At 74.9% G+C, this 20,451-nt stretch carries 20 protein-coding genes; 6 read left to right on the top strand and 14 right to left on the bottom strand.

Annotated elements, in window-relative coordinates; translation table 11 throughout:
* Positions 1-54: 54 nt before the first annotated feature.
* From J2S63_RS18000 to J2S63_RS17990, 3 genes are all read right to left on the bottom strand, one after another.
* Positions 55-828 (bottom strand): ComF family protein, encoded by a 774-nt coding sequence (locus tag J2S63_RS18000; protein ID WP_310305133.1) that lies wholly within the window; start codon positions 826-828, stop codon positions 55-57.
* 69 nt (positions 829-897) lie between these two features.
* Positions 898-1,179, bottom strand: coding sequence for an Fpg/Nei family DNA glycosylase (locus tag J2S63_RS17995; RefSeq protein WP_310305131.1), 282 nt, complete (start codon positions 1,177-1,179; stop codon positions 898-900).
* Positions 1,176-1,709, bottom strand: a complete 534-nt coding sequence (locus tag J2S63_RS17990) for a DNA-formamidopyrimidine glycosylase family protein (protein WP_310305126.1) — start codon at positions 1,707-1,709, stop codon at positions 1,176-1,178. The genes J2S63_RS17995 and J2S63_RS17990 overlap by 4 nt, the downstream gene beginning before the upstream one ends.
* A gap of 77 nt (positions 1,710-1,786) precedes the next feature.
* On the opposite strand from J2S63_RS17990, the gene J2S63_RS17985 reads away from it, so the two are divergent.
* Positions 1,787-2,773, top strand: a complete 987-nt coding sequence (locus J2S63_RS17985; protein WP_310305123.1) for a threonine/serine dehydratase family protein — start codon at positions 1,787-1,789, stop codon at positions 2,771-2,773.
* A 9-nt stretch (positions 2,774-2,782) separates the two neighbouring features.
* Here the strand turns inward: J2S63_RS17985 and J2S63_RS17980 are convergent, their stop codons facing one another.
* The 8 genes from J2S63_RS17980 to J2S63_RS17945 all read right to left on the bottom strand — a co-directional run bounded on the left by J2S63_RS17980 (position 2,783) and on the right by J2S63_RS17945 (position 11,577).
* Complete coding sequence (locus J2S63_RS17980) at positions 2,783-4,570, bottom strand: LpqB family beta-propeller domain-containing protein (RefSeq protein ID WP_310305120.1); 1,788 nt, start codon at positions 4,568-4,570, stop codon at positions 2,783-2,785.
* Positions 4,567-6,225: an MtrAB system histidine kinase MtrB gene (gene mtrB, locus J2S63_RS17975; protein WP_310305117.1), complete on the bottom strand. Its 1,659-nt coding sequence runs from the start codon at positions 6,223-6,225 to the stop codon at positions 4,567-4,569. Before mtrB ends, J2S63_RS17980 begins: the two co-directional genes overlap by 4 nt.
* Positions 6,226-6,228: 3 nt before the next feature.
* A complete protein-coding gene (gene mtrA / locus J2S63_RS17970) occupies positions 6,229-6,942 on the bottom strand; it encodes an MtrAB system response regulator MtrA (protein WP_310305115.1) in 714 nt (237 codons plus the stop codon).
* A 19-nt stretch (positions 6,943-6,961) separates the two neighbouring features.
* Positions 6,962-8,392: an adenosylhomocysteinase gene (ahcY, locus tag J2S63_RS17965; protein ID WP_310305112.1), complete on the bottom strand. Its 1,431-nt coding sequence runs from the start codon at positions 8,390-8,392 to the stop codon at positions 6,962-6,964.
* A gap of 129 nt (positions 8,393-8,521) precedes the next feature.
* Positions 8,522-9,568: an SIS domain-containing protein gene (locus J2S63_RS17960; RefSeq protein WP_310305109.1), complete on the bottom strand. Its 1,047-nt coding sequence runs from the start codon at positions 9,566-9,568 to the stop codon at positions 8,522-8,524.
* The gene (locus J2S63_RS17955) at positions 9,565-9,789 is read right to left on the bottom strand and encodes a Trm112 family protein (protein WP_310305106.1); all 225 of its coding nucleotides are present in this window, start codon (positions 9,787-9,789) and stop codon (positions 9,565-9,567) included. Before J2S63_RS17955 ends, J2S63_RS17960 begins: the two co-directional genes overlap by 4 nt.
* Positions 9,786-11,168 (bottom strand): phosphomannomutase/phosphoglucomutase, encoded by a 1,383-nt coding sequence (locus J2S63_RS17950; protein ID WP_310305103.1) that lies wholly within the window; start codon positions 11,166-11,168, stop codon positions 9,786-9,788. Before J2S63_RS17950 ends, J2S63_RS17955 begins: the two co-directional genes overlap by 4 nt.
* A 10-nt stretch (positions 11,169-11,178) precedes the next feature.
* Positions 11,179-11,577, bottom strand: coding sequence for a DUF3499 domain-containing protein (locus tag J2S63_RS17945; protein WP_310305101.1), 399 nt, complete (start codon positions 11,575-11,577; stop codon positions 11,179-11,181).
* A 50-nt stretch (positions 11,578-11,627) separates the two neighbouring features.
* On the opposite strand from J2S63_RS17945, the gene J2S63_RS17940 reads away from it, so the two are divergent.
* A complete protein-coding gene (locus tag J2S63_RS17940) occupies positions 11,628-12,110 on the top strand; it encodes a metallopeptidase family protein (protein WP_310305097.1) in 483 nt (160 codons plus the stop codon).
* A gap of 35 nt (positions 12,111-12,145) precedes the next feature.
* On the opposite strand, the gene J2S63_RS17935 is transcribed toward J2S63_RS17940, so the two are convergent.
* Entirely contained in the window at positions 12,146-12,403 is a 258-nt protein-coding gene (locus J2S63_RS17935) for a WhiB family transcriptional regulator (protein ID WP_310305094.1), read from the bottom strand.
* Between the two features lie 350 nt (positions 12,404-12,753).
* Here J2S63_RS17935 and cofD point away from each other — a divergent pair, with 350 nt between their 5' ends.
* From cofD to J2S63_RS17920, 3 genes are read left to right on the top strand one after another with little or no spacing between them, the layout of a single operon-like run.
* Positions 12,754-13,770 carry a 2-phospho-L-lactate transferase gene (cofD, locus tag J2S63_RS17930; protein ID WP_310305092.1) on the top strand — a complete coding sequence of 339 codons (1,017 nt, stop codon included), beginning with the start codon at positions 12,754-12,756 and terminating at the stop codon, positions 13,768-13,770.
* The gene (gene cofE, locus J2S63_RS17925; RefSeq protein WP_310305089.1) at positions 13,767-14,768 is read left to right on the top strand and encodes a coenzyme F420-0:L-glutamate ligase; all 1,002 of its coding nucleotides are present in this window, start codon (positions 13,767-13,769) and stop codon (positions 14,766-14,768) included. Before cofD ends, cofE begins: the two co-directional genes overlap by 4 nt.
* A 53-nt stretch (positions 14,769-14,821) precedes the next feature.
* Positions 14,822-15,595: a DUF3105 domain-containing protein gene (locus J2S63_RS17920; protein WP_310305087.1), complete on the top strand. Its 774-nt coding sequence runs from the start codon at positions 14,822-14,824 to the stop codon at positions 15,593-15,595.
* A gap of 10 nt (positions 15,596-15,605) precedes the next feature.
* Here the strand turns inward: J2S63_RS17920 and J2S63_RS17915 are convergent, their stop codons facing one another.
* Entirely contained in the window at positions 15,606-16,634 is a 1,029-nt protein-coding gene (locus tag J2S63_RS17915) for a nucleotidyltransferase family protein (protein ID WP_310305084.1), read from the bottom strand.
* Positions 16,635-16,768: 134 nt separating this feature from the next.
* Here J2S63_RS17915 and J2S63_RS17910 point away from each other — a divergent pair, with 134 nt between their 5' ends.
* The gene (locus J2S63_RS17910) at positions 16,769-17,494 is read left to right on the top strand and encodes a TIGR03089 family protein (protein WP_310305082.1); all 726 of its coding nucleotides are present in this window, start codon (positions 16,769-16,771) and stop codon (positions 17,492-17,494) included.
* A gap of 59 nt (positions 17,495-17,553) precedes the next feature.
* On the opposite strand, the gene J2S63_RS17905 is transcribed toward J2S63_RS17910, so the two are convergent.
* Positions 17,554-20,430, bottom strand: coding sequence for an FG-GAP-like repeat-containing protein (locus J2S63_RS17905; RefSeq protein WP_310305079.1), 2,877 nt, complete (start codon positions 20,428-20,430; stop codon positions 17,554-17,556).
* Positions 20,431-20,451 lie beyond the last annotated feature (21 nt).

Raw genomic sequence — 20,451 nt, 5'->3', positions numbered from 1 at the left:
CGCGCCTGTCCCCCCGACGCAACCACGGACCCGGGCGGACTCCATGTCACGACGCTAGTGCCCCGGTGGTGATCGCGGTAGCAGGACCCCCAAGTCCGGGACTCCCGGGGCTGGTGGGACCACCTGTCTCCTGTGACGGCGGGTGGCCGCGACGGTCGCGCCGGCCACCGGGGCCCACCCCCGTTGCTCCAGGGCGGCCTGGGCCGACCGGAGCGTCCAGCCGGTGGTCAGCACGTCGTCGACGAGGACGACCGCCCCCGGGTCGCCGGGGCCCGGGCCCGCCCTGGCCGCGAAGCGCCCGGCCAGGTTGGCCGCCCGCTCCTGCGCGGTCAGGCCCGCCTGGTCGCGCGGCCGGCCGACCACGAGCAGCGGTCTCGCGACCGACACCGGCACCCCGTCGCGCCGCAGGGCGGTCGCCGCGCGGCGGGTCAGCCGCAGCAGGGGGTCGTGCCCCCGCTCGCGCACGACCCGCGGGTGGCTCGGCACCGGCACGAGCACGACGGGCCCCGCCGGGGAGGGCGGGTAGGGCCAGGCGCGCCCGACCTCGGCCCGCAGCGCCGCCGTCACCGCCACCGCCAGGAGGTCCCCCAGCGGCACCGCGAGGCCGTGCACGGCGTGCTCCTTGTGGGCGAGCACCAGGGCCCGCAGCGCGCCGTCGTAGTCGCCCGTGGCGTGCACCGGCACCAGCCCTGGCGGGCAGGGCGTCGGCCGAGCCGGCGCCCCCGCGCCCGGGAGGGCCCGGTGGCAGCGCCGGCACAGCGCCCGCCCGGGCCGGGTGCACACCACGCACACCGACCCCGCGGCCAGGTCGAGCAGCGCGTCCCACACGCCCGCCAGCCTGGCCCCCGCGCGCGGGTCGCGCGCCCCGTCGTACGACGGCTGTGGAGAGAGGTGCCCTCAGCGGGCGTCGGGACCGGGGCCGGGCTGGCACCGCGGGCACCACCAGGTGCGGCGGGCGCCGGGGACCCCGTCGACGGCGTCGACCACGCGCACCTCGGTGCCGCAGCGCAGGCACGGCCGCCGGGCGCGCCCGGCGACGTAGTGCTGCTCGCCGCGCCGCCGGTTGCCGGTGGTGACCTGGTAGGCGCCGGGCGACCTGGCCGAGTGACGCAGGGCGCGGGCACCGAGACGCACCAGCGCCGCGACGTCGACCTCCCCGACGGGGGTCCACGGGCTCACGCCACGCAGGAAGCACAGCTCGTTGCCCACAGGTTGCCCCAGCCGGCGACCTTGGTCTGGTCGAGCAGCGCCCGCGCGACCGGCACGGTGGGGTCCGCGGACAGCCGGCGGACCGCCTCCGCCTCGTCCCAGTCGGGTCGCAGCGGATCGGGCCCGAGGTGGCCGACCACCGTGGCCTCGTCGCGCGTCGGGAGGACGTCGACGACCGGCAGCAGCAGACCGTGAGCGGTCTCCCCCGAGTCGACCTCGAGGACCACGCGCACGTCGTCCCACAGCCGGCGCGGCAGCCGCCTGCCGGGACCCGTCACCGTCCACGAGCCGTCCATGCGCAGGTGGGTGTGGAGGGTCAACCCGCCGCCGAGCCGGGTCAGCAGGTGCTTGCCGTGGGTGGCGTGCTCGAGCACCACGCGCCCGGCGAGGTCCACCGTCGCGTGCCGGGGCACCCGCAGGTCCGAGCGCACGACGGTGCGCCCGTCGAGGTGACGTCGCAGCCGCTCGGCGAGCAGGTGGACGCTGTCTCCCTCGGGCACCTCCCCATCCAACAAGTCGCGGTCAAGACGGGGCCCGTGCATGCTGCACCCATGCAGGTTCACGGGACGAGGCGGCGGTGATCGGCCTCGAGGACGTCCGCGCCGCGGCCGGGCGGATCGAGGGCCACGTCGTCCGGACGCCGGTGCTCCACAGCCCGGCGATCGACGAGGCGGTGGGGGCCGAGGTGCTGCTCAAGGCCGAGCACCTGCAGGTCGGCGGGGCGTTCAAGCTGCGCGGGGCGCTCAACAACGCCCTGGCCCGGTCGCCGCACGACCTGCGCCACGGCCTGGTCGCGGTCTCCTCGGGCAACCACGCCCAGGCGGTCGCACGCGCGGCGGCGATCCGTGGCACGACGGCGCTGCTGCTCATGCCGGAGGACGCCCCGGAGTCCAAGCGTGCGGCGACGCTGGTGGCGGGTGGGCTGGTCGAGACCTTCGACCGCTACTCCACCGACCGCGAGGCGCTGCTCGCGGAGCGTGCGCGCGCGACCGGCCGCCTCGTCGTCCACCCGTACGACGACCCCCTCACGATGGCGGGCCAGGGCACCGTCGCCCTCGAGCTGCTCGAGGACGTCGCCCCCGGCGGCCCGGTCGACGACCTGTTCGTGCCGGTGGGCGGGGGCGGCCTCGCGGCCGGCTGCGCGACGGCTGCGGCGGCCCTGCTCCCGGGCTGCCGGGTCCACGGGGTCGAGCCCGCGGCCGGTGACGACGTACGACGGTCGCTCGCGGCGGGCGAGCGCGTCACCATCGAGGTGCCCCGGACCATCGCCGACGGGCAGCAGACGACCAGCCCCGGCGTCCACCCGTTCGAGGTGCTCCAGGCGCGCCTGACCGACGTGGTCACCGTGTCCGACGAGGAGATCGTGGCGGCCATGCGGATGGCAGCCCGCCACCTGGGGGCGGTCCTCGAGCCCAGCGGCGCCTGCGCCCTGGCGGCGCTGCTGACCGGTCGCGTCCGGGTCGGTGGCCGGGTGGGCGTGGTCCTCTCCGGCGGCAACGTGGACGCGGCCCGCTACCGCGACCTCGTCGGGCTGGACCCGGCCGAGGTCACCCGCCCGGACTGAGCGGCCGCCCTAGCCGACGAAGACCGGCCGCGCGACGTCGCGCAGGTCCGCGTCCTCGACCCAGCGACCCTGGAGGCTCAGCTCGAAGGTGCGCCGCCCGAGCGTCGTGACCAGCAGGGTGCGGGTGCCGGGCGAGGAGGTGAGCGAGACCGCGCGGTCGAAGAGCACGTCGACGGGCTCGCTGAGCGCACCCGACTCCGACTCGCCGTCGACCGAGACCAGGTCGACCAGGCTGGTGGTGCGTGAGGTGCGGGAGAGCACCGCCACCTGGGTGCCGTCGCGCCAGGCGACGTCGACCACGCGCTTGAGGGGACTCTGGGTCGCGATCGGCCGCGCGCGAGAGAGGCGCACGGGGGTGCCGGACTCGTCGCTGGCGCGCAGGACCCGGGTGAGGTAGAGCCGTGCCCCGCGTCCCCCCGCCGGGGCGAGCGCGAGCACGAGCCGGGTGCCGTCGCGCGACAGCGCCGCCGCGGTCAGCGGGCCCGCAGGCAGACCCGCCACCGGGAGGACCGTCTGGCGGCTGCCGACCGAGACGCGCACGGCCTCCGGTCCGCCGGCCGGGTCGACCAGCCACACGCGGCGCGACCAGTCCCACAGCGGGCGCAGTGAGCCACCGGCCGTGATCGCTCCCCCGGCGCCGGCCGGCGAGTCCACGCCGGACCCCGCGGGATAGGTGCGGACCAGCCCGTCGTCGTCGCTGACCGCGGCCGCCGTGGCCTGCAGGCTCACGCCGAGCCGGGCCCCCGGCAGGGCGACGGGGAGCTTCACGAGCGGCGTGCGCGCCGGACGCGTGAACGGGCGGATCTCCTGGACCGTGTCGCCGTCGAGGCTGAACAGCGCGTCCTCGGCGTAGCTGACGAACGGGGAGTAGGACGCGGCGCTGTCGACGTCGAGCATCGGCCCGGTGCCGGTCAGCCGCAGCGGCCGGCCACCGGCGGTGACGCGGACCGCTGTCACGTCGGGCAGCTGCCGCAGGGTCCACACCAGCTGGGCGAGCGCGCGGTCGAGGTCGGCGCCCTCGAGCTCGTCGACCTCCTCGCTGAGCGGCACCTCCGCGACCCCGTCGCTGCGGATCGGCACGCTGACCGCCAGCCGGGTGCGCGGCGGGAAGTAGGTGCGCTCCACGCCGCGGTCGGGCCGCCGCGGGCCGTCGAGCAGGTGGTCGACGAGCAGCGTCGCGGCCTGCGGACCGCGCGGGAGGTAGACGGGCTCGGGCACGAGCAGCCGGCCCGACGGGTCGAAGAAGTGCAGGTCGTAGCGCGCGTAGTGGTCCTGGAAGTAGGACAGCGGCACCACCATCGCGTCGGGCACCGAGCTGAGCCGCCACTGGCCGCGGTCGCGGACCAGCTCGAGGGTCAGTCCGTCCGCGTCGACGTCGCGTGCCGGCCCGTCCCAACGCCCCCCTCCGTCGAGGGCGTAGGGCGAGGTGAGGCGCAGGGCCACCGAGGTGCGGCTCGAGCTGTCCTGCACGGGGTCGGCCTGGACGTCGCGGCCCTGGTAGAGCAGCGTGCGGCGCTGGGGGCGCCACGCGGACGCGGCCCGCTCGGTGAGGTACTGCGAGGCCACGCGGGTGGAGACCGGCGTCGCCTCCAGCGCGGTGAGGAAGCCCGTCACGATCTCGGCCGGTCCGGCCCCGGCGCGCGGGCCGGGCGGGTTGAAGTCGAAGGGCGCCGAGGACGGCGACGGGACCGAGCTGCCCGTGGAGCGGACGGGACCGTCGGAGGGGACCTGGGAGCACGCCGCGAGGAGCGCCGCGGCCAGGACCACCGCGACCACGCCGACCGGCCTGGACCTCATCGCGTCACCGCCCGGCTGGGCGCGGGCTCGGGCTGCAGCGGGAGCGGGCTGGAGACCGGGTCCTCCCCCGCGCGCCGCGGGAGCGTCAGGCGGAACTGCGCACCCTCGCCCGGACGACCCCACGCCTCGAGCCAGCCGCCGTGCAGCCGGGCGTCCTCGCGCGCGATCGCGAGGCCGAGACCGGTGCCGCCGGTGGTGCGGGCACGGGCGGGGTCGGCGCGCCAGAACCGGTTGAACACCCGCGTCTCGTCGCCCGGGGCGAGACCCACCCCGTGGTCGCGGACGGTCAGCGCGCACGCGGTGTCGTTGCCGGCCACGCGCACCTCGATGTCGGGCACGATCGCCGGGCGGGCGTAGTCGATGGCGTTGCCGACCAGGTTGCGCACCACCCGCTCGACCCGCAACGCGTCGGCCTCGACCACGCACGGCAGGTCGGGCGGGAGGAGGACCAGGCGTACGCCGGCGTCCTCGGCCAGCAGCGACATCGAGCCCACCACGCGGCGGGCGACGTCGACCAGGTCGACCCGGTCCAGGTGCATCGTGGCCGCGCCGGCGTCGAAGCGGCTGATCTCGAGCAGGCCGGTGAGGAGGTTCTCGAAGCGGTCGAGCTCGGTGTGCAGCAGCTCGGCGGACCGGGCGGTCACCGGGTCGAACCGGTGCCGGCCGTCGTGGAGCACGTCGGCGGCCATCCGCACGGTGGTCAGGGGGGTCCGCAGCTCGTGGGACACGTCGGAGACGAAGCGCCGCTGCCCCGCTGACATGTCCTCCAGGGCACGGATCTGCTTCTGCAGCGAGGCGGCCATCTGGTTGAACGAGCCGGCCAGGCGCGCGATGTCGTCCTCGCCCCGCACCTGCATGCGCTCCTCGAGACGGCCCGAGGCGATGCGCTCCGCCACCCGCCGGGCCAGCCGGACCGGGGTCACCACCTGGCGGGCGACCAGGAACGCGACCCCGGCCACCAGGAGCATGAGCAGCAGGCCGCTGGTGAGCAGCGCCCGGCGCACCAGCGCGAGCGTCTGCTCCTCCTGGCCCATCGGGAACAGGTGGTAGAGCGCGTAGGTGCCGCCGTCGGCCGGCAGGACCAGCCGCGAGCCCACGACGACCGCCGGCACGCGGGTCGGCTCGTCGCTGCCCGTCGCGCCACCACCGCTGCGCAGCTCGGTGTAGGTCCACCCGTCCCCCCCGCCCGTGGGCGACTCCACCTTCCGGCGCAGGGCCGGCGGCACGCTGGTCGGGTCGAGCCCGGGGCTGAAGCGCTGGCCGCCGCCGGTGGGTCCCGTGCCGTCGCCGGTGCTGCCGGGACTGGTCGCCAGCGGCCCGATCAGCACCACGTCGTACCCTTGGGAGCGCCCGCGCTCGACCACCCGGGCCGCGAGGTCGGACAGCTGGGCCTCGACGTCGAAGTCGGTGCTCGCCGCGCTCAGGCTCTTCTGCACCTCGGCGCTGCTCTGCCCGGCCTCGGCGAGCGCCACCTCGACCCGCTCCCCCACCAGCCCGTCGGAGATCTGGCGCAGCAGCGCGACCCCGAGCAGCGCCACCACCAGCGCGGTGAGCGCGACGGTGCTGAGGACCACCCGGGCCTGCAGCGATCGCCGCCACAGGCGGGCTGCGGACGCGGCCGCCCGGGCGAGGGCGCTGCGGGCGGACGCCAGCACGGCTCAGCCCGCCTTGTAGCCCACGCCCCGGACGGTGACGACGACCTCGGGGTTCTCCGGGTCGTGCTCGATCTTCGAGCGCAGCCGCTGGACGTGGACGTTGACCAGCCGGGTGTCCGCCGCGTGGCGGTAGCCCCAGACCTCCTGCAGCAGCACCTCGCGGGTGAAGACCTGCCAGGGCTTGCGGGCCAGGCAGACGAGGAGGTCGAACTCCAGCGGCGTCAGGGAGAACACCTCGTCGCCGCGCGTGACCCGGTGCCCGGCGACGTCGATGGTGAGGTCCTGGACGTGCAGCACCTCGGTGCCCGGCGGCTCGAGCCGCCGGATGCGGGCGCGGATGCGGGCGATCAGCTCCTTGGGCTTGAACGGCTTGACGACGTAGTCGTCGGCCCCGGACTCGAGGCCGAGCACCACGTCGACGGTGTCGTTCTTGGCCGTGAGCATCACGATCGAGACCCCCGACTCGGCGCGGATCTCCCGGCACACGTCGATGCCGTCCTTGCCCGGCAGCATCAGGTCGAGCAGCACCAGGTCGGGACGGTAGTCGCGCAGCACGGGCAGCACCTGGTCACCGCGGTTGACCACCCGCGACTCGAAGCCCTCGTTGCGCAGGACGATCGAGAGCATCTCCGCCAGGGCCACGTCGTCGTCGACGACCAGCACGCGGCCCTTGGGCGGAAGGCCCGGGCTGGCTGGTTCGGTGGACGACGCGGCCATGGCAGGTCGGCTCGGTCGATCAGTAACGGTAGTGGTCGGACTTGTAGGGACCCTGCTTGTCGACCCCGAGGTAGCCGGCCTGCTGGTCGGTGAGCTCGGTGAGCTCGACGCCGAGCGCTCCCAGGTGCAGGCGTGCGACCTCCTCGTCGAGGTGCTTGGGCAGCGTGTAGACGCCGACCGGGTAGTCCTCGGTCTTGGTGAACAGCTCGATCTGCGCCAGGACCTGGTTGGTGAACGAGTTGGACATCACGAACGAGGGGTGGCCGGTCGCGTTGCCGAGGTTCATCAGGCGACCCTCGGACAGGACGATGACGGCGTTGCCCGACGGGAACGTCCACAGGTCGACCTGCGGCTTGACGTTCTTGCGGACCACGCCGTCCCACTGCTCGAGGCCGGCCATGTCGATCTCGTTGTCGAAGTGCCCGATGTTGGCGACGATCGCGTTGTGCTTCATGCGGCTCATCTGCTCGGCGGTGACCACGTCGCGGTTGCCGGTCGCGGTGATGACGAAGTCGGCGTCGCCGAGCACGGACTCCAGCGTGGCGACCTGGTAGCCGTCCATCGCGGCCTGGAGCGCGCAGATCGGGTCGATCTCGGTGACGATCACGCGGGCGCCCTGGCCGCGCAGCGACTCCGCGCAGCCCTTGCCGACGTCGCCGTAGCCACAGACGACCGCGACCTTGCCGCCCATGAGGACGTCGGTGGCGCGGTTGAGCCCGTCGATCAGCGAGTGGCGGCAGCCGTACTTGTTGTCGAACTTGCTCTTGGTGACCGAGTCGTTGACGTTGATGCCCGGGAAGAGCAGCTTGCCGTCACGCAGCATCTCGTAGAGACGCATGACGCCGGTGGTGGTCTCCTCGGTCACGCCCTTGATCTCGTTGGCGATGCCGGTCCACAGGGTCGGGTCCTCGGCGAGGGTCTTGTTGAGCACCTCGAAGACGACGCGCTGCTCGCCGCTCGTTGCGGTGGCGGGGTCGGGCGCGACGCCCTCCTTCTCGCTCTGGACACCGAGGTGCACCAGCAGCGTCGCGTCGCCACCGTCGTCGAGGATCATGTTGGCGTGCTTGCCGTCGGGCCAGCGCAGGATCTGCTGGGTGCACCACCAGTACTCCTCGAGGCTCTCGCCCTTCCACGCGAAGACCGGCACGCCGGCCGGGGCGTCGACGGTGCCCTCGGGGCCTACGGCGACCGCGGCCGCGGCGTGGTCCTGGGTGGAGAAGATGTTGCAGGAGGCCCAGCGGACCTCGGCGCCCAGCGCGGTCAGCGTCTCGATGAGGACGGCGGTCTGGATCGTCATGTGCAGCGACCCGGCGATGCGCGCGCCCGCCAGCGGCCTGCTGTCGCCGTAACGCTCCCGCATCGCCATCAGCCCTGGCATCTCGTGCTGGGCGAGCTCGATCTCGGTGCGCCCGTAGTCGGCCAGGGTCAGGTCAGCGACCTTGAAGTCCATTGTTCTCCTCGATGAGTGGCGTATCGGAGCAATCCTAACGGCGAGGCCCCGGCCTCCCCGGGGCCCGACCCTCGGGTGGTTCGGCTGCCACCCGCCGACGGATCGGCAGGCTGCTGACCCGACGTGGGCTCAGAAGAGCCGCCGGCCCAGCCCGATGCCGAGGTACGCCGCGGCGTAGCGGCCCTGCCCCAGCAGCGAGGCGTAGCGCGCCAGGTCCGTCCCGGTGGCGGCGGTGAGCACCTCGACCCGCAGGTCGCGCTCGTCGGCCACCTCGGTCAGGCGACGCCTGCCCTCGACCACGCCGGGCTCCTGCGAGCCGTCGTCGAGCACCAGCAGCGCGGGGCTGGGCTCGCGGACCGCGCCGTCGTGCCCGTCGGCGAAGGGGTCGTCGAACAGGTCGCGCGCGGCAGCCGCCGCGAGCACCGGGAACAGGTGCTCGGCGTCGCCGGCCAGCGCGGACCGTCCGCTGGCCCGGCGCATCGACTCCGAGACCCGGCGAGCCGCACGGGCGGCGAGGACCGACCCGCCCCACACCACCGGCAGGCAGTCGGCGAACGCGATGGCCAGGGCCTTGGCCGGGTTGACCGTCAGGTCCCGGTGGGGCGAGCACGCGACCGCGACCTGGTCCAGCGCGTCGGCCACCTCGTCGGGGACGGTCTCGGGGCCGAGCCCGACCTGCGAGAGCAGCTCGAGGACGACCACGGCGGTGGCGAGCTGGTCGTGGCTGCGCGCCGGGAGGACGGTCGCGTGCCGGCCCTCGGCGTGCCGTGCCACCAGCGAGTCCGGCGGGCAGCCGACGACGACCTGGGCACCGCGGCGCACGGCCTCGGCGACGGTCGCGGCGCTGCCGGGGTCCTCGCCGCCCGGCGCGAGCATCACGACGAGGTCGAGCGAGCCGGCCCAGCCCGGGAGCCCCGGTCCGGGCCACGCCACGAAGGGGACGGGGCAGTGCGGCTCGAGCACCGCGCGCAGCAGACGCGAGTCGGGCCCCGCCGCGACGACGGCGCGTGGCTGGTCGTCCTTGATCTGCTCGACCGCCGCGGCGAGCGCCTCGGCGGCCTCCACCGACTCGCGCCGCACCCGGGCGCCGGCCTCGGCCAGCGGGCGCAGCACCTGGTCGGCCTGCTCGAGCGCGGCCTCATCGTCCAGGCGCGTCTCGTCGAAGACCTCGTTCACGGCCGCACCGCCTCGGCGTTCCACGGGACCGCGTCGTCGACGAGGAGCACGGGCACCCCGCCGCGGACCGGGTAGCGCAGGGAGCAGGCGGTGCAGACGAGCCCGCCCTCGTCGGCCGGATCGCCGGCCCCGGCCGCCCCGTCGACCTGCAACGTGCCGTGGCACTGCGGGCAGCGGACGAGCTCGAGCAGCGCCGGGTCGAGGGTGGGGTTGCCGGTCACGGTGCACTCCTGATCGTCGTGAGGACCTCGTCGCGCAGGGCGGTCATCGTCGCCTCGTCGCGGCCCTCGGCGTTGAGCCGCAGCAGCGGCTCGGTGTTGGACGGGCGGACGTTGAACCACCAGTCGTCGTGCGTCACGGTCAGCCCGTCGAGGTGGTCGACCTCGACACCGGGCTGCCCGGCGTACCCCTTCTCCAGCCGTGCCACCACACCGGCCTGGTCGGTGACGGTGGAGTTGATCTCGCCGCTGGCGCGGTAGCGGGAGTAGTCCGCGAGCAGGGCGCTCAACGGCCCGTCCTGCTCCGCCAGCGCGGCCAGCACGTGGAGAGCGGCCAGCATGCCGGAGTCGGCGCGCCAGAAGTCGCGGAAGTAGAAGTGGCCGGAGTGCTCGCCGCCGAAGACGGCCCCCGTCTCGGCCATCGTCGCCTTGATGTAGGAGTGCCCGACGCGGGTGCGGACCGCCCGGCCACCCTGCTCGGCGATGATCTCGGGGACCGCGCGGCTGGTGATGAGGTTGTGGATCACCGTCGCGCCGGGCTCCTTGGCCAGCTCGCGGGCCGCGATCAGCGCGGTGAGGACGCTGGGGCTCACCGCCTCGCCGCGCTCGTCGACCACGAAGCAGCGGTCGGCGTCGCCGTCGAAGGCCAGCCCGAGGTCGGCCCCCTCGTGCAGGACGGCGGCCTGGAGGTCGCGCAGGTTGTCCGGCTCGATCGGGTTGGCCTCGTGGTGGGGGAAGGTGCCGTCGAGCTCGTAGTAGAGCTCCACGACGTGGAGGTCGAGCGGGCCGAGCACCGCCGGCGCGGTGTGACCGGCCATGCCGTTGCCGGCGTCGACGACCACCCGCAGGCGGCGCCCGGTGACCGGCGCGAGGCTGCGCAGGTGGGCGGCGTAGTCCTCGAGCACGTCGCGCTGCTCGACGCGGCCCGGGGTCGCGCCGGGTGGCGCCTCGCCGGCGGCGACGAGGTCGCGGACCCGGGCCAGTCCGGTGTCGCGTCCGACGGGAGCCGCACCGGCGCGGCACAGCTTGATGCCGTTGTACTGCGCGGGGTTGTGGCTCGCGGTGAACATCGCCCCGGGCAGCCCGAGGTGCCCCGAGGCGAAGTAGAGCTGGTCGGTCGAGGCGAGCCCGATCATGGTGACGTCGGCCCCGGCGTGGGAGGCGCCCTCGGCGAACGCCTGCGCGAGCCCCGGGCTCGAGGGACGCATGTCGTGCCCCACGACCACGCCCGTCGTCGCCGCCCCGGTCACCTCGACGAAGGCCCGGCCGACCGAGCGCGCCAGCTCCTCGTCGACCTGGTCGGGGACCGTGCCGCGCACGTCGTAGGCCTTGATGACCTGGTCCAGGTTGGCCGGGTCGGTCGTCGGTCGGGTGCCGCTCACGCGGCTCAACCTACTGCTGTCCGCTGGAGCTGTGCCCGCCGGAGTCCCGCTCACCGCCGCGCTCGCCGCGCAGCACCTGGAGGTGGCCGCGACGGCCGATCTCCGAGGGCGGAGCCGGCGGCTCGACGGGCCGCACCGGACGCGCCGCCTCGCGGACCGCGTCGGCCAGCGCGAGCAGGTCGTCGGTGCTGGGGCCGAGGGCGTCGGGGTCCGGCGCGAGCCGCAGCACCTCCCACCCGCGCGGGGCGGAGAGCCGGTCGCTGTGCTCGTCGCACAGGTCGTAGGCGTGCGGCTCGGCGTAGGTCGCCAGCGGGCCGAGGACGGCGGTCTGGTCGCCGTAGACGTAGGTGAGGGTGGCGACCGCCGGACGCCGGCAGGCGGTGCGCGAACAGCGGCGGACGGGACTCACGACGCCGACGCTACCCGGAGGTTCGGCGCGTCGTGGATAGGCTCGCGGGCGTGAGTCCAGATGGTCGTGAGGAGTCGGGCCGCGTGGACGGGGCGAGGCCCCGGCGCGGCAGCGGGCGCGACCGGCGGGGACGCGGGATGCGGGGACCGGCGGTGCTGCCCGGACCGTTGACCCCACGAGGAGGTCCGCGACGCCCCTCGCGGCGGGACCGCTTCGACTCCCAGGTCCTCGAGGTCGTCGAGGCGCTGGAGGAGCGGTGGCCCGAGGACCTCGGCAGCCTCGAGCTCGCGGTGGAGGAGGCGCCGGTCCTGCCGGAGGGCTGGGACGAGTCGACCGTGCCCCTGGCCTCGGTGGTGCGCCGAGGCGACACGGTCCGGCTGGTGGTCTTCCGTCGGCCGATCGAGCTGCGGGCGGCCACGCCGGAGGACCTGGCCGCCCTGGTGCTCACCGTCGTCGTCGAGCAGGTCGCCGAGCTCCTCGGGCGGAGCCCGCACGAGGTCGACCCGAGGTACGACGACCCCGACGACGACTGAGACGGCTGAGCCGACTGAGCCGACTGAGCCGGGGGTCAGACCGCGCGGCGCTTGAGCTTGCGGCGCTCGCGCTCGGACATGCCGCCCCAGATGCCGAAGCGCTCGTCGTTGCCGAGGGCGTACTCGAGGCAGTCGTTGCGCACCTCGCACGTGAGGCACACCCGCTTGGCCTCGCGCGTGGAGCCGCCCTTCTCGGGGAAGAACGCCTCCGGATCGGTCTGAGCGCACAGCGCTCGCTCCTGCCAGCTGAGCTCGTCGGTCTCGGTCTCCTCGACCAGGAACAGTTCTCGCACGGCACTCCCCTTCGACCCGGGTGACCCTGACGGATCCCCTCCTGTGAGTGGTGCCTGAACCCTCGCCACAAGGAATGACACCGTGAGAATTACAAGCATGTCGTACGCCCGCAGTCAAGCGGAAGTCTGCTATTGACCGGGGCGAGATCGGCAGCGGCGGCCGCCCCGATCCACCCCGGTCTGGTCCGATCGGTCCCATCCGGGCCCGCGGGCCCGAGACCGGCGGGTACGACGTCCCGTCCCACCCGTCACTCTGGTCCCACGAGCCCCACGGGCCGGGGTCGCCGCCAGCGACCCTAGCCCCCGCTCCCGGTTTGACCCCCGGCGGCCGGGACGGGTAGAAGGCGACCATGACGACCTCCCCCAGCAGCCCCCCGGACCGGGCTCGACGACGCGTCACCGTGCTGTCCGGCGGCGTCGGCGGCGCCCGCTTCCTCCAGGGCCTGGCACGCGTCCCCGGCTGGGGCGACGAGGTCACCGTCGTCGCCAACACCGCCGACGACCTGTGGATGCACGGGCTCAAGATCTGCCCCGACCTGGACACCGTGATGTACACCCTCGGCGGCGGGATCGACCCCGAGCGCGGCTGGGGTCGCACCGACGAGACCTGGCACGCCAAGGAGGAGCTCGCGGCGTACGGCGTGGAGGAGGCGTGGTTCGGCCTCGGCGACCGTGACCTCGCCACCCACCTGGTCCGCACCCGGATGCTCGACGCGGGCTACACGCTGTCCGCGGTCACCGAGGCCCTGTGCGCCCGCTGGCAGCCGGGTGTCCGGCTGCTCCCGATGACCGACGACCGGGTCGAGACGCACGTCGCGGTCCCGGACGACCAGGCGCCCTCGGGCAAGCGGGTGGTGCACTTCCAGGAGTACTGGATCCGGCTGCGGGCCGCGGTGCCGGCCCTCGCGGTCGTGCCCGTGGGCATCGACGCCGCCACGCCGGCCGCCGGGGTGGTCGAGGCGATCACCGAGGCCGACGTCGTCCTCCTGCCGCCGTCCAACCCGGTGGTCTCGATCGGCACGATCCTCGGGGTGCCCGGCGTCCGCCAGGCCCTCGCCGCGACCTCGGCCCCGGTGGTCGGGCTCTCCCCCATCGTCGCCGGCACCCACGTCCGCGGGATGGCCCACCAGCTGCTCGAGTCGATCGGGGTCGAGGTCTCGGCCGCCGGCGTCGCCGAGCACTACGGGGCGCGGTCCGCTGGCGGGCTGCTCGACGGCTGGCTCGTCGACACCGTCGACGCGGCGCTGGTCGAGCGGGTCCGGGCGACCGGCATGGCCTGCGACGCGGTGCCGCTGATGATGACCGACCACGACGCCACGGCCGCGATGGCGCGCGCCGCCCTCGCCCTGGTGGGACTGGGCGCGTGACCCTCCTCGTCGTCCCGGCGACCGGGGTCGGCGAGGTGCGGCCGGGCGACGACCTGGCCGCGCTGCTCGCCGTCGCCTGGCGCGGGGCGGGCGTCGTCCCCCAGGACGGCGACGTGGTCGCGGTGACCAGCAAAGTGGTGAGCAAGGCCGAGGGCCGGCTCGTGGCCGCCGACGCGGACGCCGAGGACCCGCGGGCCGAGGCCGTCGCCGCGGAGACCGACCGGGTGGTCGCGGTCCGGGGTCGCACCCGCATCGTGCGCACGCGCCACGGCTTCGTGATGGCGGCCGCGGGCGTCGACGCCTCCAACGTCGAGACCGGCACGCTCGTGCTCCTGCCGCTGGACCCCGACGGCTCGGCACGCGCCCTCCGCGAGGCGCTGAGCCGCCACTGGGGGGCCAACGTGGCCGTGGTCCTCACCGACACCGCCGGTCGCGCCTGGCGGGCCGGCCAGACCGACCTGGCGATGGGGGCTGCCGGGCTCGTCGTGCTCGACGACCACGGCGGTCGCGCCGACGCCTACGGCAACCCGCTGGTGGTCACCGCGCCGGCCGTGGCCGACGAGGTCGCCTCCGCCGCCGAGCTCGCCACCGGCAAGCTCTCGCACAGCCCGGCGGCGCTGGTCCGAGGGCTGGACGCCTTCGTGCTCCCGGCGGGCGACCACGGCCCCGGCGCCGCCGCCCTGGTGCGGGCCGAGGACGAGGACCTCTTCGGCCTGGGGGCCCGCGAGGCGGTCCTCACCGCCCTCGAGCCCGGCCGCGCCGGGGCCCGCGGGTTCGGCGCGCCCGCGACGCCGGAGGAGCTGGGCGGCGCGCTGGCGCGGGTGCTCGGCACCGGCGCGCGGCTGTCGCCCGGCGAGGACGGCTGGGTGCTCGAGGTGCCGCCGGGCAGCGACCGGCTCCTCGCCGCGGTGCTGCTGGCGTGCGGCTGGGCCGCCCGGTCGCCGTACGACGCGCCTGGCGGACTGCGTGTGGGGCCAGCCTCTAGGATCGGTCCCTGACCCGCCCCTTCCCCCGACCCCGGTCCCCCGGCCGGACGACGAGAGAGCGACCCGTGGCCAAGAGCAAGAAGAACACCGGCGCCGGCGCCGGAGGCGTCACCGCCGAGCGCCGCGCGACCCTGGAGCGGATGCGCGCCGAGGAGCGGTCCAAGGCACGCCGTCGCACGGCGCTGATGGTGGCTCCGGCCCTGGTGCTCGCGGTCGTCGTCGGCGTCATGGTGTTCGTGCAGTTCCAGCAGGCCAGCAAGCCGAAGCCCGACGCACTCTCGGCCATCGGCGTCCCCGCCTCGGCCGCGGGCTGCCAGGACGTGGTCACCAAGAAGGCCGAGGGCAACCAGGACCACCGCCCCGAGGGCCAGTCGATCACCTACACCACCAACCCGCCCGCCGCCGGTCCCCACTGGGGCCAGTTCCTGTTCGGCGGCCAGGTGCGCAAGTTCTGGACCGCCGAGGACCGGCCGCCCCTCGAGCGGCTCGTGCACAGCCTCGAGCACGGCTACACGATCCTCTGGTACGACGACACCGTCGCCGCTGACGCGAAGCAGGTCGACGCGCTGAAGAAGCTCGCCGACGTCTTCGCCGGGTCCTCGCTCTCCGACAAGTTCATGGCCGCCCCGTGGACCGCCAAGGACACCAAGGAGCGTGGCTCGGACTTCCCCAGCGGCACCCACGTGGCCCTCACGCACTGGTCGATGGGCGGCACGCACGGCAACCCCGACGGTCAGCTCGGGATCTGGCAGTACTGCGGCAAGGTCAGCGGCCCGGTCGTGTCGTCCTTCATGAAGGACTACCCCTACTCCGACTCCCCCGAGCCGCAGGCCGGCTGAGCCGCGCGCCTCAGGCGGACGCTGTCGTCCCGCACGCCACGCGCGTGCCGGACGGCAGCGCGAGGCCCTCGGGCACGACCGCCTCGTCGCCCACGGCCGCCTCCTCCAGGCGGGCACCGGCCCCCACCGACGCCCCGGGCCCGAGGACGCTGTCGACCACGACGGCGCCCACGCCCACCCGCGCACCGGGCATGAGCACCGAGCCCGACACCCGGGCGCCGCGCGCGACCACGGCACCGCCCAGGACGCTGCTGCCGCCGTCGACCGCGCCCTCGACGCTCGCCTCGACGACCAGGGCCTCCCGCCCGCCCTCGGGCAGCGAGGACCGGGCGTGGCCCAGGACGAGGTCGCGGGACGCCGCGACGAGCGCGGCCGGTGACCCGACGTCGCGCCAGTAGGCCGTCTCGACGTGCCCGACCACCAGGTGTCCGTCGGCGAGCAGCCCGGGGAAGGTCTCCCGCTCGACCGAGACCACCCGGCCCTCGGGGATGGTGTCGACCACCGACCGCCGGAAGACGTAGCAGCCGGCGTTGACCTGGTCGGTCGGCGGGTCCTCGGTCTTCTCCAGGAAGGCCTCGACGCGGCCCTGGGCGTCGGTGGGCACGCACCCGAACGCCCGGGGGTCCTCGACCTGCACCAGGTGCAGCGAGACGTCGACCGGCCGCCCCTCCCGGGGCCGGTGGAAGTCCTCCAGCTGCGCCCGGAGGTCGTGGTCGCTGAGCACGTCGCCGTTGAGGATCACGACCGCGTGGTCGGGGTCGGGGTCGAGAGCGCCGGCCACGTTGCGGATCGCTCCCCCGGTGCCCAGCGGCTCGTCCTCGGTCACGTAGGTCAGGCGCACGCCGTACCTCTCCCCGTCACCGAGGACCGGCCGGAACAGCTCGGCGTGGTAGGACGTCGCGAGGACGACGTGCCGCACCCCGACCGCGGCGAGGCGGGTGATCTGGTGCACCAGGAACGGCACGCCCCCGACCTCGAGCAGGTGCTTGGGACGGCGCTCGGTCAGCGGCAGCATGCGGGTGCCGAACCCGCCCGCCACGATCACCGCCTCGACGTCGGCTGCTGGTCGTGCGGTTGGTCGTGCGGTTGGTCGTGCGGCAGGTCGTCCGGCTGCGGAGGCGGACGTGCGGGCGTGGTCTCCGGCGGGCATGGGCGGCATCCTAGGGTTGGGCGGTGCCCCCGACGCCCTCGACCTTCGCCGACCTCCTCGCCCAGCAGACCCGACCCGCCGCCGACCCCGGGCGTCCGCTGGTCACGTGGTACGGCGCGCAGCCCGGCGAGCGCGTGGAGCTGTCGGTCACCAGCTGGGCCAACTGGGTCGCCAAGACCGCGTCCCTCCTCCAGGACGAGCTCGACGTCGAACGCGGTGACGAGGTGCTGCTCGACCTGCCGTCGCACTGGCTGGGCCCGGTGTGGCTCGGCGCGTGCTGGGCGCTCGGGGCCGTCGCGGTGGCGCCCGACGCCGGGCACCACGACCCGGCACTGGTGGTGTGCGGGCCGGCGACCCTGCCGGACCACGTCGCGGCCGGCCGCCGGGTCGTGGCGACGTCGCTGTCGGCCCTGGGGACCCGCTTCACCGAGCCCCTGCCCGCCGGCGTCGTCGACCTCGGCGAGGTGGTCTGGGGCCAGCCCGACGCCTTCACCTCCTGGGACCCGCCCCGGCCCGCCGACCCCGCCTGGGCCGACGCGCAGGGGACGCTGGCGCAGTCCGACGTGCTGGACCTCCGGGTCGAGGGCACCGGCGGTCCGCTGCGCGCGGCCACCGCGGCCGTGCCGGTCAGCCGGCTCGGCGCCACCCTGCTCGTGCACGCCCTGGGGTCCGGCGGGGGCACGGTCTGGGTGGCCGACCCCGACCGCCTGCCCGAGGTCGCCGCCACCGAGCGGGCCGTGACCTGCTGAGCCGGCCGGCCGCTCCGGCCGGGGCGGGAGCCGTGGCCGGCCCCGTGACGTGACGGGGCTCAGCCCGCGTAGTCGTAGATGCCGAACCCGGTGCCGATCAGCCGCCTCGGAGCCAGCCCGGCACTCGTGCCGCGCAGGAGCCAGAGCGCGCCGGAGCCGTCACGCGCGACCACGTCCGCACGACCGTCGCCGTCCAGGTCGCCGATGCCGTTGAACCAGGAGTAGCCCTTGGCGCCGCCGGCCACCTGCCTGCCGTCCATGAGGCCGCCCGGTCCGTTGCCCGACCACAGCCACACGGAGCCGTCGGAGCGGCGCAGGAGGTTGTCGGGTGCGCCGTCGCCGTTGAAGAGGCCCACGCCGACCTGGCGGTCCGCGGCGATGGAGGAGTGCGCGACGTAGCTCGGCTTGAGGCCGGTCCGGCCGTTGCTCGGGTAGATCCGGATGTTGCCGTCGGCCCCGCGCCCCATGAGGTCGGGATAGCCGTCACCGGTGGTGTCGCCGACGGCCGCCACCATGGAGACCGAGTTCCAGCCGGTGGCGATCTTCACCGGCGGGGCGAACCGGTCCTGGCCGAGGCCACGGCGCAGGATCAGGCTGTTGGTCGCAGGGACGCGGTAGATCACGTCGCCGTAGCCGTCGGCGTCCCAGTCCCCGGCGTTGAGCAGCAGGTTGGTGCGGTGCACCACCATGCCGGTGTCGACCACCTTGCCGAGGTTGCGGCGCCCGCTGTTGGCGAAGATGCGCAGGGTGCGACCGTCGGCACCGAGCCCGACGACGTCGAGCGGACGGGTGCCGGCCAGGTTGCCGCCGGCGAGGAACCACTTCACCTTGGAGAACCGGGTGTAGCCGCCCAGCCGCCGGCCGAAGCCGCCCTTGCCGTCGCCGGGGTAGATCCAGGTCGGGTGGGTGCCGGAGGAGCTGCGGACCATGAGGTCGGGGACGCGGTCGCCGGTGAGGTCGCCGCGGCCGGTGACCACGTCGTACCCCTTCCAGCTGCCGGGCAGCGCGACCCGGGCACGCAGCCCCGAGCCCGTGCCCCGCAGGAGGTAGAGCGTGGCGCCGCTGCGGGCCACCAGGTCGCGGTGACCGTCGCGGTCGAGGTCGTCGACCCCCACGGTGCGGTCGTAGTCCCAGCCCCGGGCGATCCGCACGGGCTTGCCGAACGCACCGGCGGCGTGTCCGGGGTAGAGGAGCAGGTCGTGGTTGGAGGCCACCCGGCCGACCAGGTCGTTGCGCCCGTCGCCGTTGAAGTCGCCGACGCCGGTGATGACGTCGAGCGCAGCCATGCCCACGTAGGTGCGGACCGGTGCCTTGAGGTGGCCGGCGCCGTCGCCCGGGTAGAGCGAGACCGCTCCGTCGCCGACCTTGGCGATCACGTCGCCCTTGCCGTCGCCGGTGATGTCGCCCACGGCGGCGCGCAACGTCGTGGCGCCCCAGCCCGAGGCGGCGTTCGACCCCGAGAGGAAGTGCACCTGGCCGGAGGTCCGCACGATCATCACGTGGTGGTCCGAGGCGCGGCGCGCGACCAGGTCGGGCCACTCGGTGCCGGACAGGTCACCGAAGCGGTTGCGGGAGGAGAACGGGCGCTGCAGCGCGGCTGCCTCGCGGCGGATGTCGGGGATGCGGGCGTAGAGGTACTTGCCCGGGCAGGCCGTCTGGCCGGCGTCACGGTGACCGTTGATCGCCTGGAAGTACTTGCTGGTCACCCACTGGCGCGTGCTGTCGGCGCGGATGCCGTGCAGCGACAGCTTCCAGGCGAACAGGCGGGCATAGGCGTCGATGATCGCCTGCGGCGGGCGCGCCTCCTCGAAGTTGCCGATCGCCGACATCGCGAAGGCGTCGTCGTTGTAGCCCAGGGTGTGGGCGCCGACCACCGGCCGGTCCACACCGCCGTAGCGGCCCTCCCAGATCTGGCCGAACCGGTCGACCAGGAAGTTGTAGCCGACGTCGCTCCAGCCCTTGGACTGGGTGTGGTAGGCGTAGATGCCGCGGATCAGCGACGGCACGTCGCTGCGCGAGTAGTTGTTGGCGTTGACCGTGTGGTGCACGAAGCCGGCGTGGATCTCGCCGTAGTGCAGGGACCCCGCGTCGCGCATGCGCTCGTCCGCGCCCCACTGGGCCCGCGAGAAGATCACCGGCTTGGGGGTCACCAGCCCGGGGCCCGTCAGCTTCGAGGCGCTGAGGACAGCGCCCCCGTCGGTGGTGTCGGTCGTGTCGGTGGTCCCCGTCGTGCCAGTCGTGTCGGGGGCCGCCGGGTCGTCGAGCGTCGCGGTGTCGATCGCCGGGGTCGCGAGGCGCGGGCGCACGTCGTGGCCGGGGTCGATGACCGCGAGCCGCATGTCGTCGGGGACCGAGCCGTCGGCGGTCACCGCGCGGACCTGGACGTCGTCCACGTCGCCGACGACGACCGCGTCGGTCCCGGGACGAGCCGCCCTGCGGGCCTCCGCCGACCCCGGGTCGGGGCCGTGGTCGGCGTCGTAGGCCATCGCCTGCCAGTCGCTCCAGACGCCACGCTCGAGCGTGCGCACCGCGAGCGAGATGTCGCCGTCGGCGATCCGCTCCCCGTGGGCCCAGGTGACGCCGACCGTGGCGTAGCCGCGGGCCGGGACGGGGCGGGAGAGCACCGCGAAACGGTCCGCGACGCGGCGGGCGGTGCGAGAATCGGTGCGGAGCGCGCGCAGCCCACGGGCGCTCACGCCGTGCAGCGGCACCTCGTCCACCGTCGGCCTCACCGGCGCGGAGGTCACCGTGGAGACCTCCTGCGCCGTGAGGGAGGGTCCGGCGCCGCCGGCCCCACCTGCGGCGTCGGCGTCACCGGGACCGAGGATGTCGAGCTCGACGAGCGAGGCGGCAGGGACGGCGATCGTCGTCACGACCGCGATCGCGAAGGCCTGCTGGCAGGCGAGCACGAATCGGCGGCGGTTCGAGGCGGTCACAGAGGCGCTCCAGAGCAGTCG

Source organism: Nocardioides marmoribigeumensis, assembly GCF_031458325.1.
Lineage (GTDB): Bacteria > Actinomycetota > Actinomycetes > Propionibacteriales > Nocardioidaceae > Marmoricola_A > Marmoricola_A marmoribigeumensis.
Note: the sequence above shows the minus strand (reverse complement) of the source record. Positions and strands in the feature narration are given on the sequence as shown.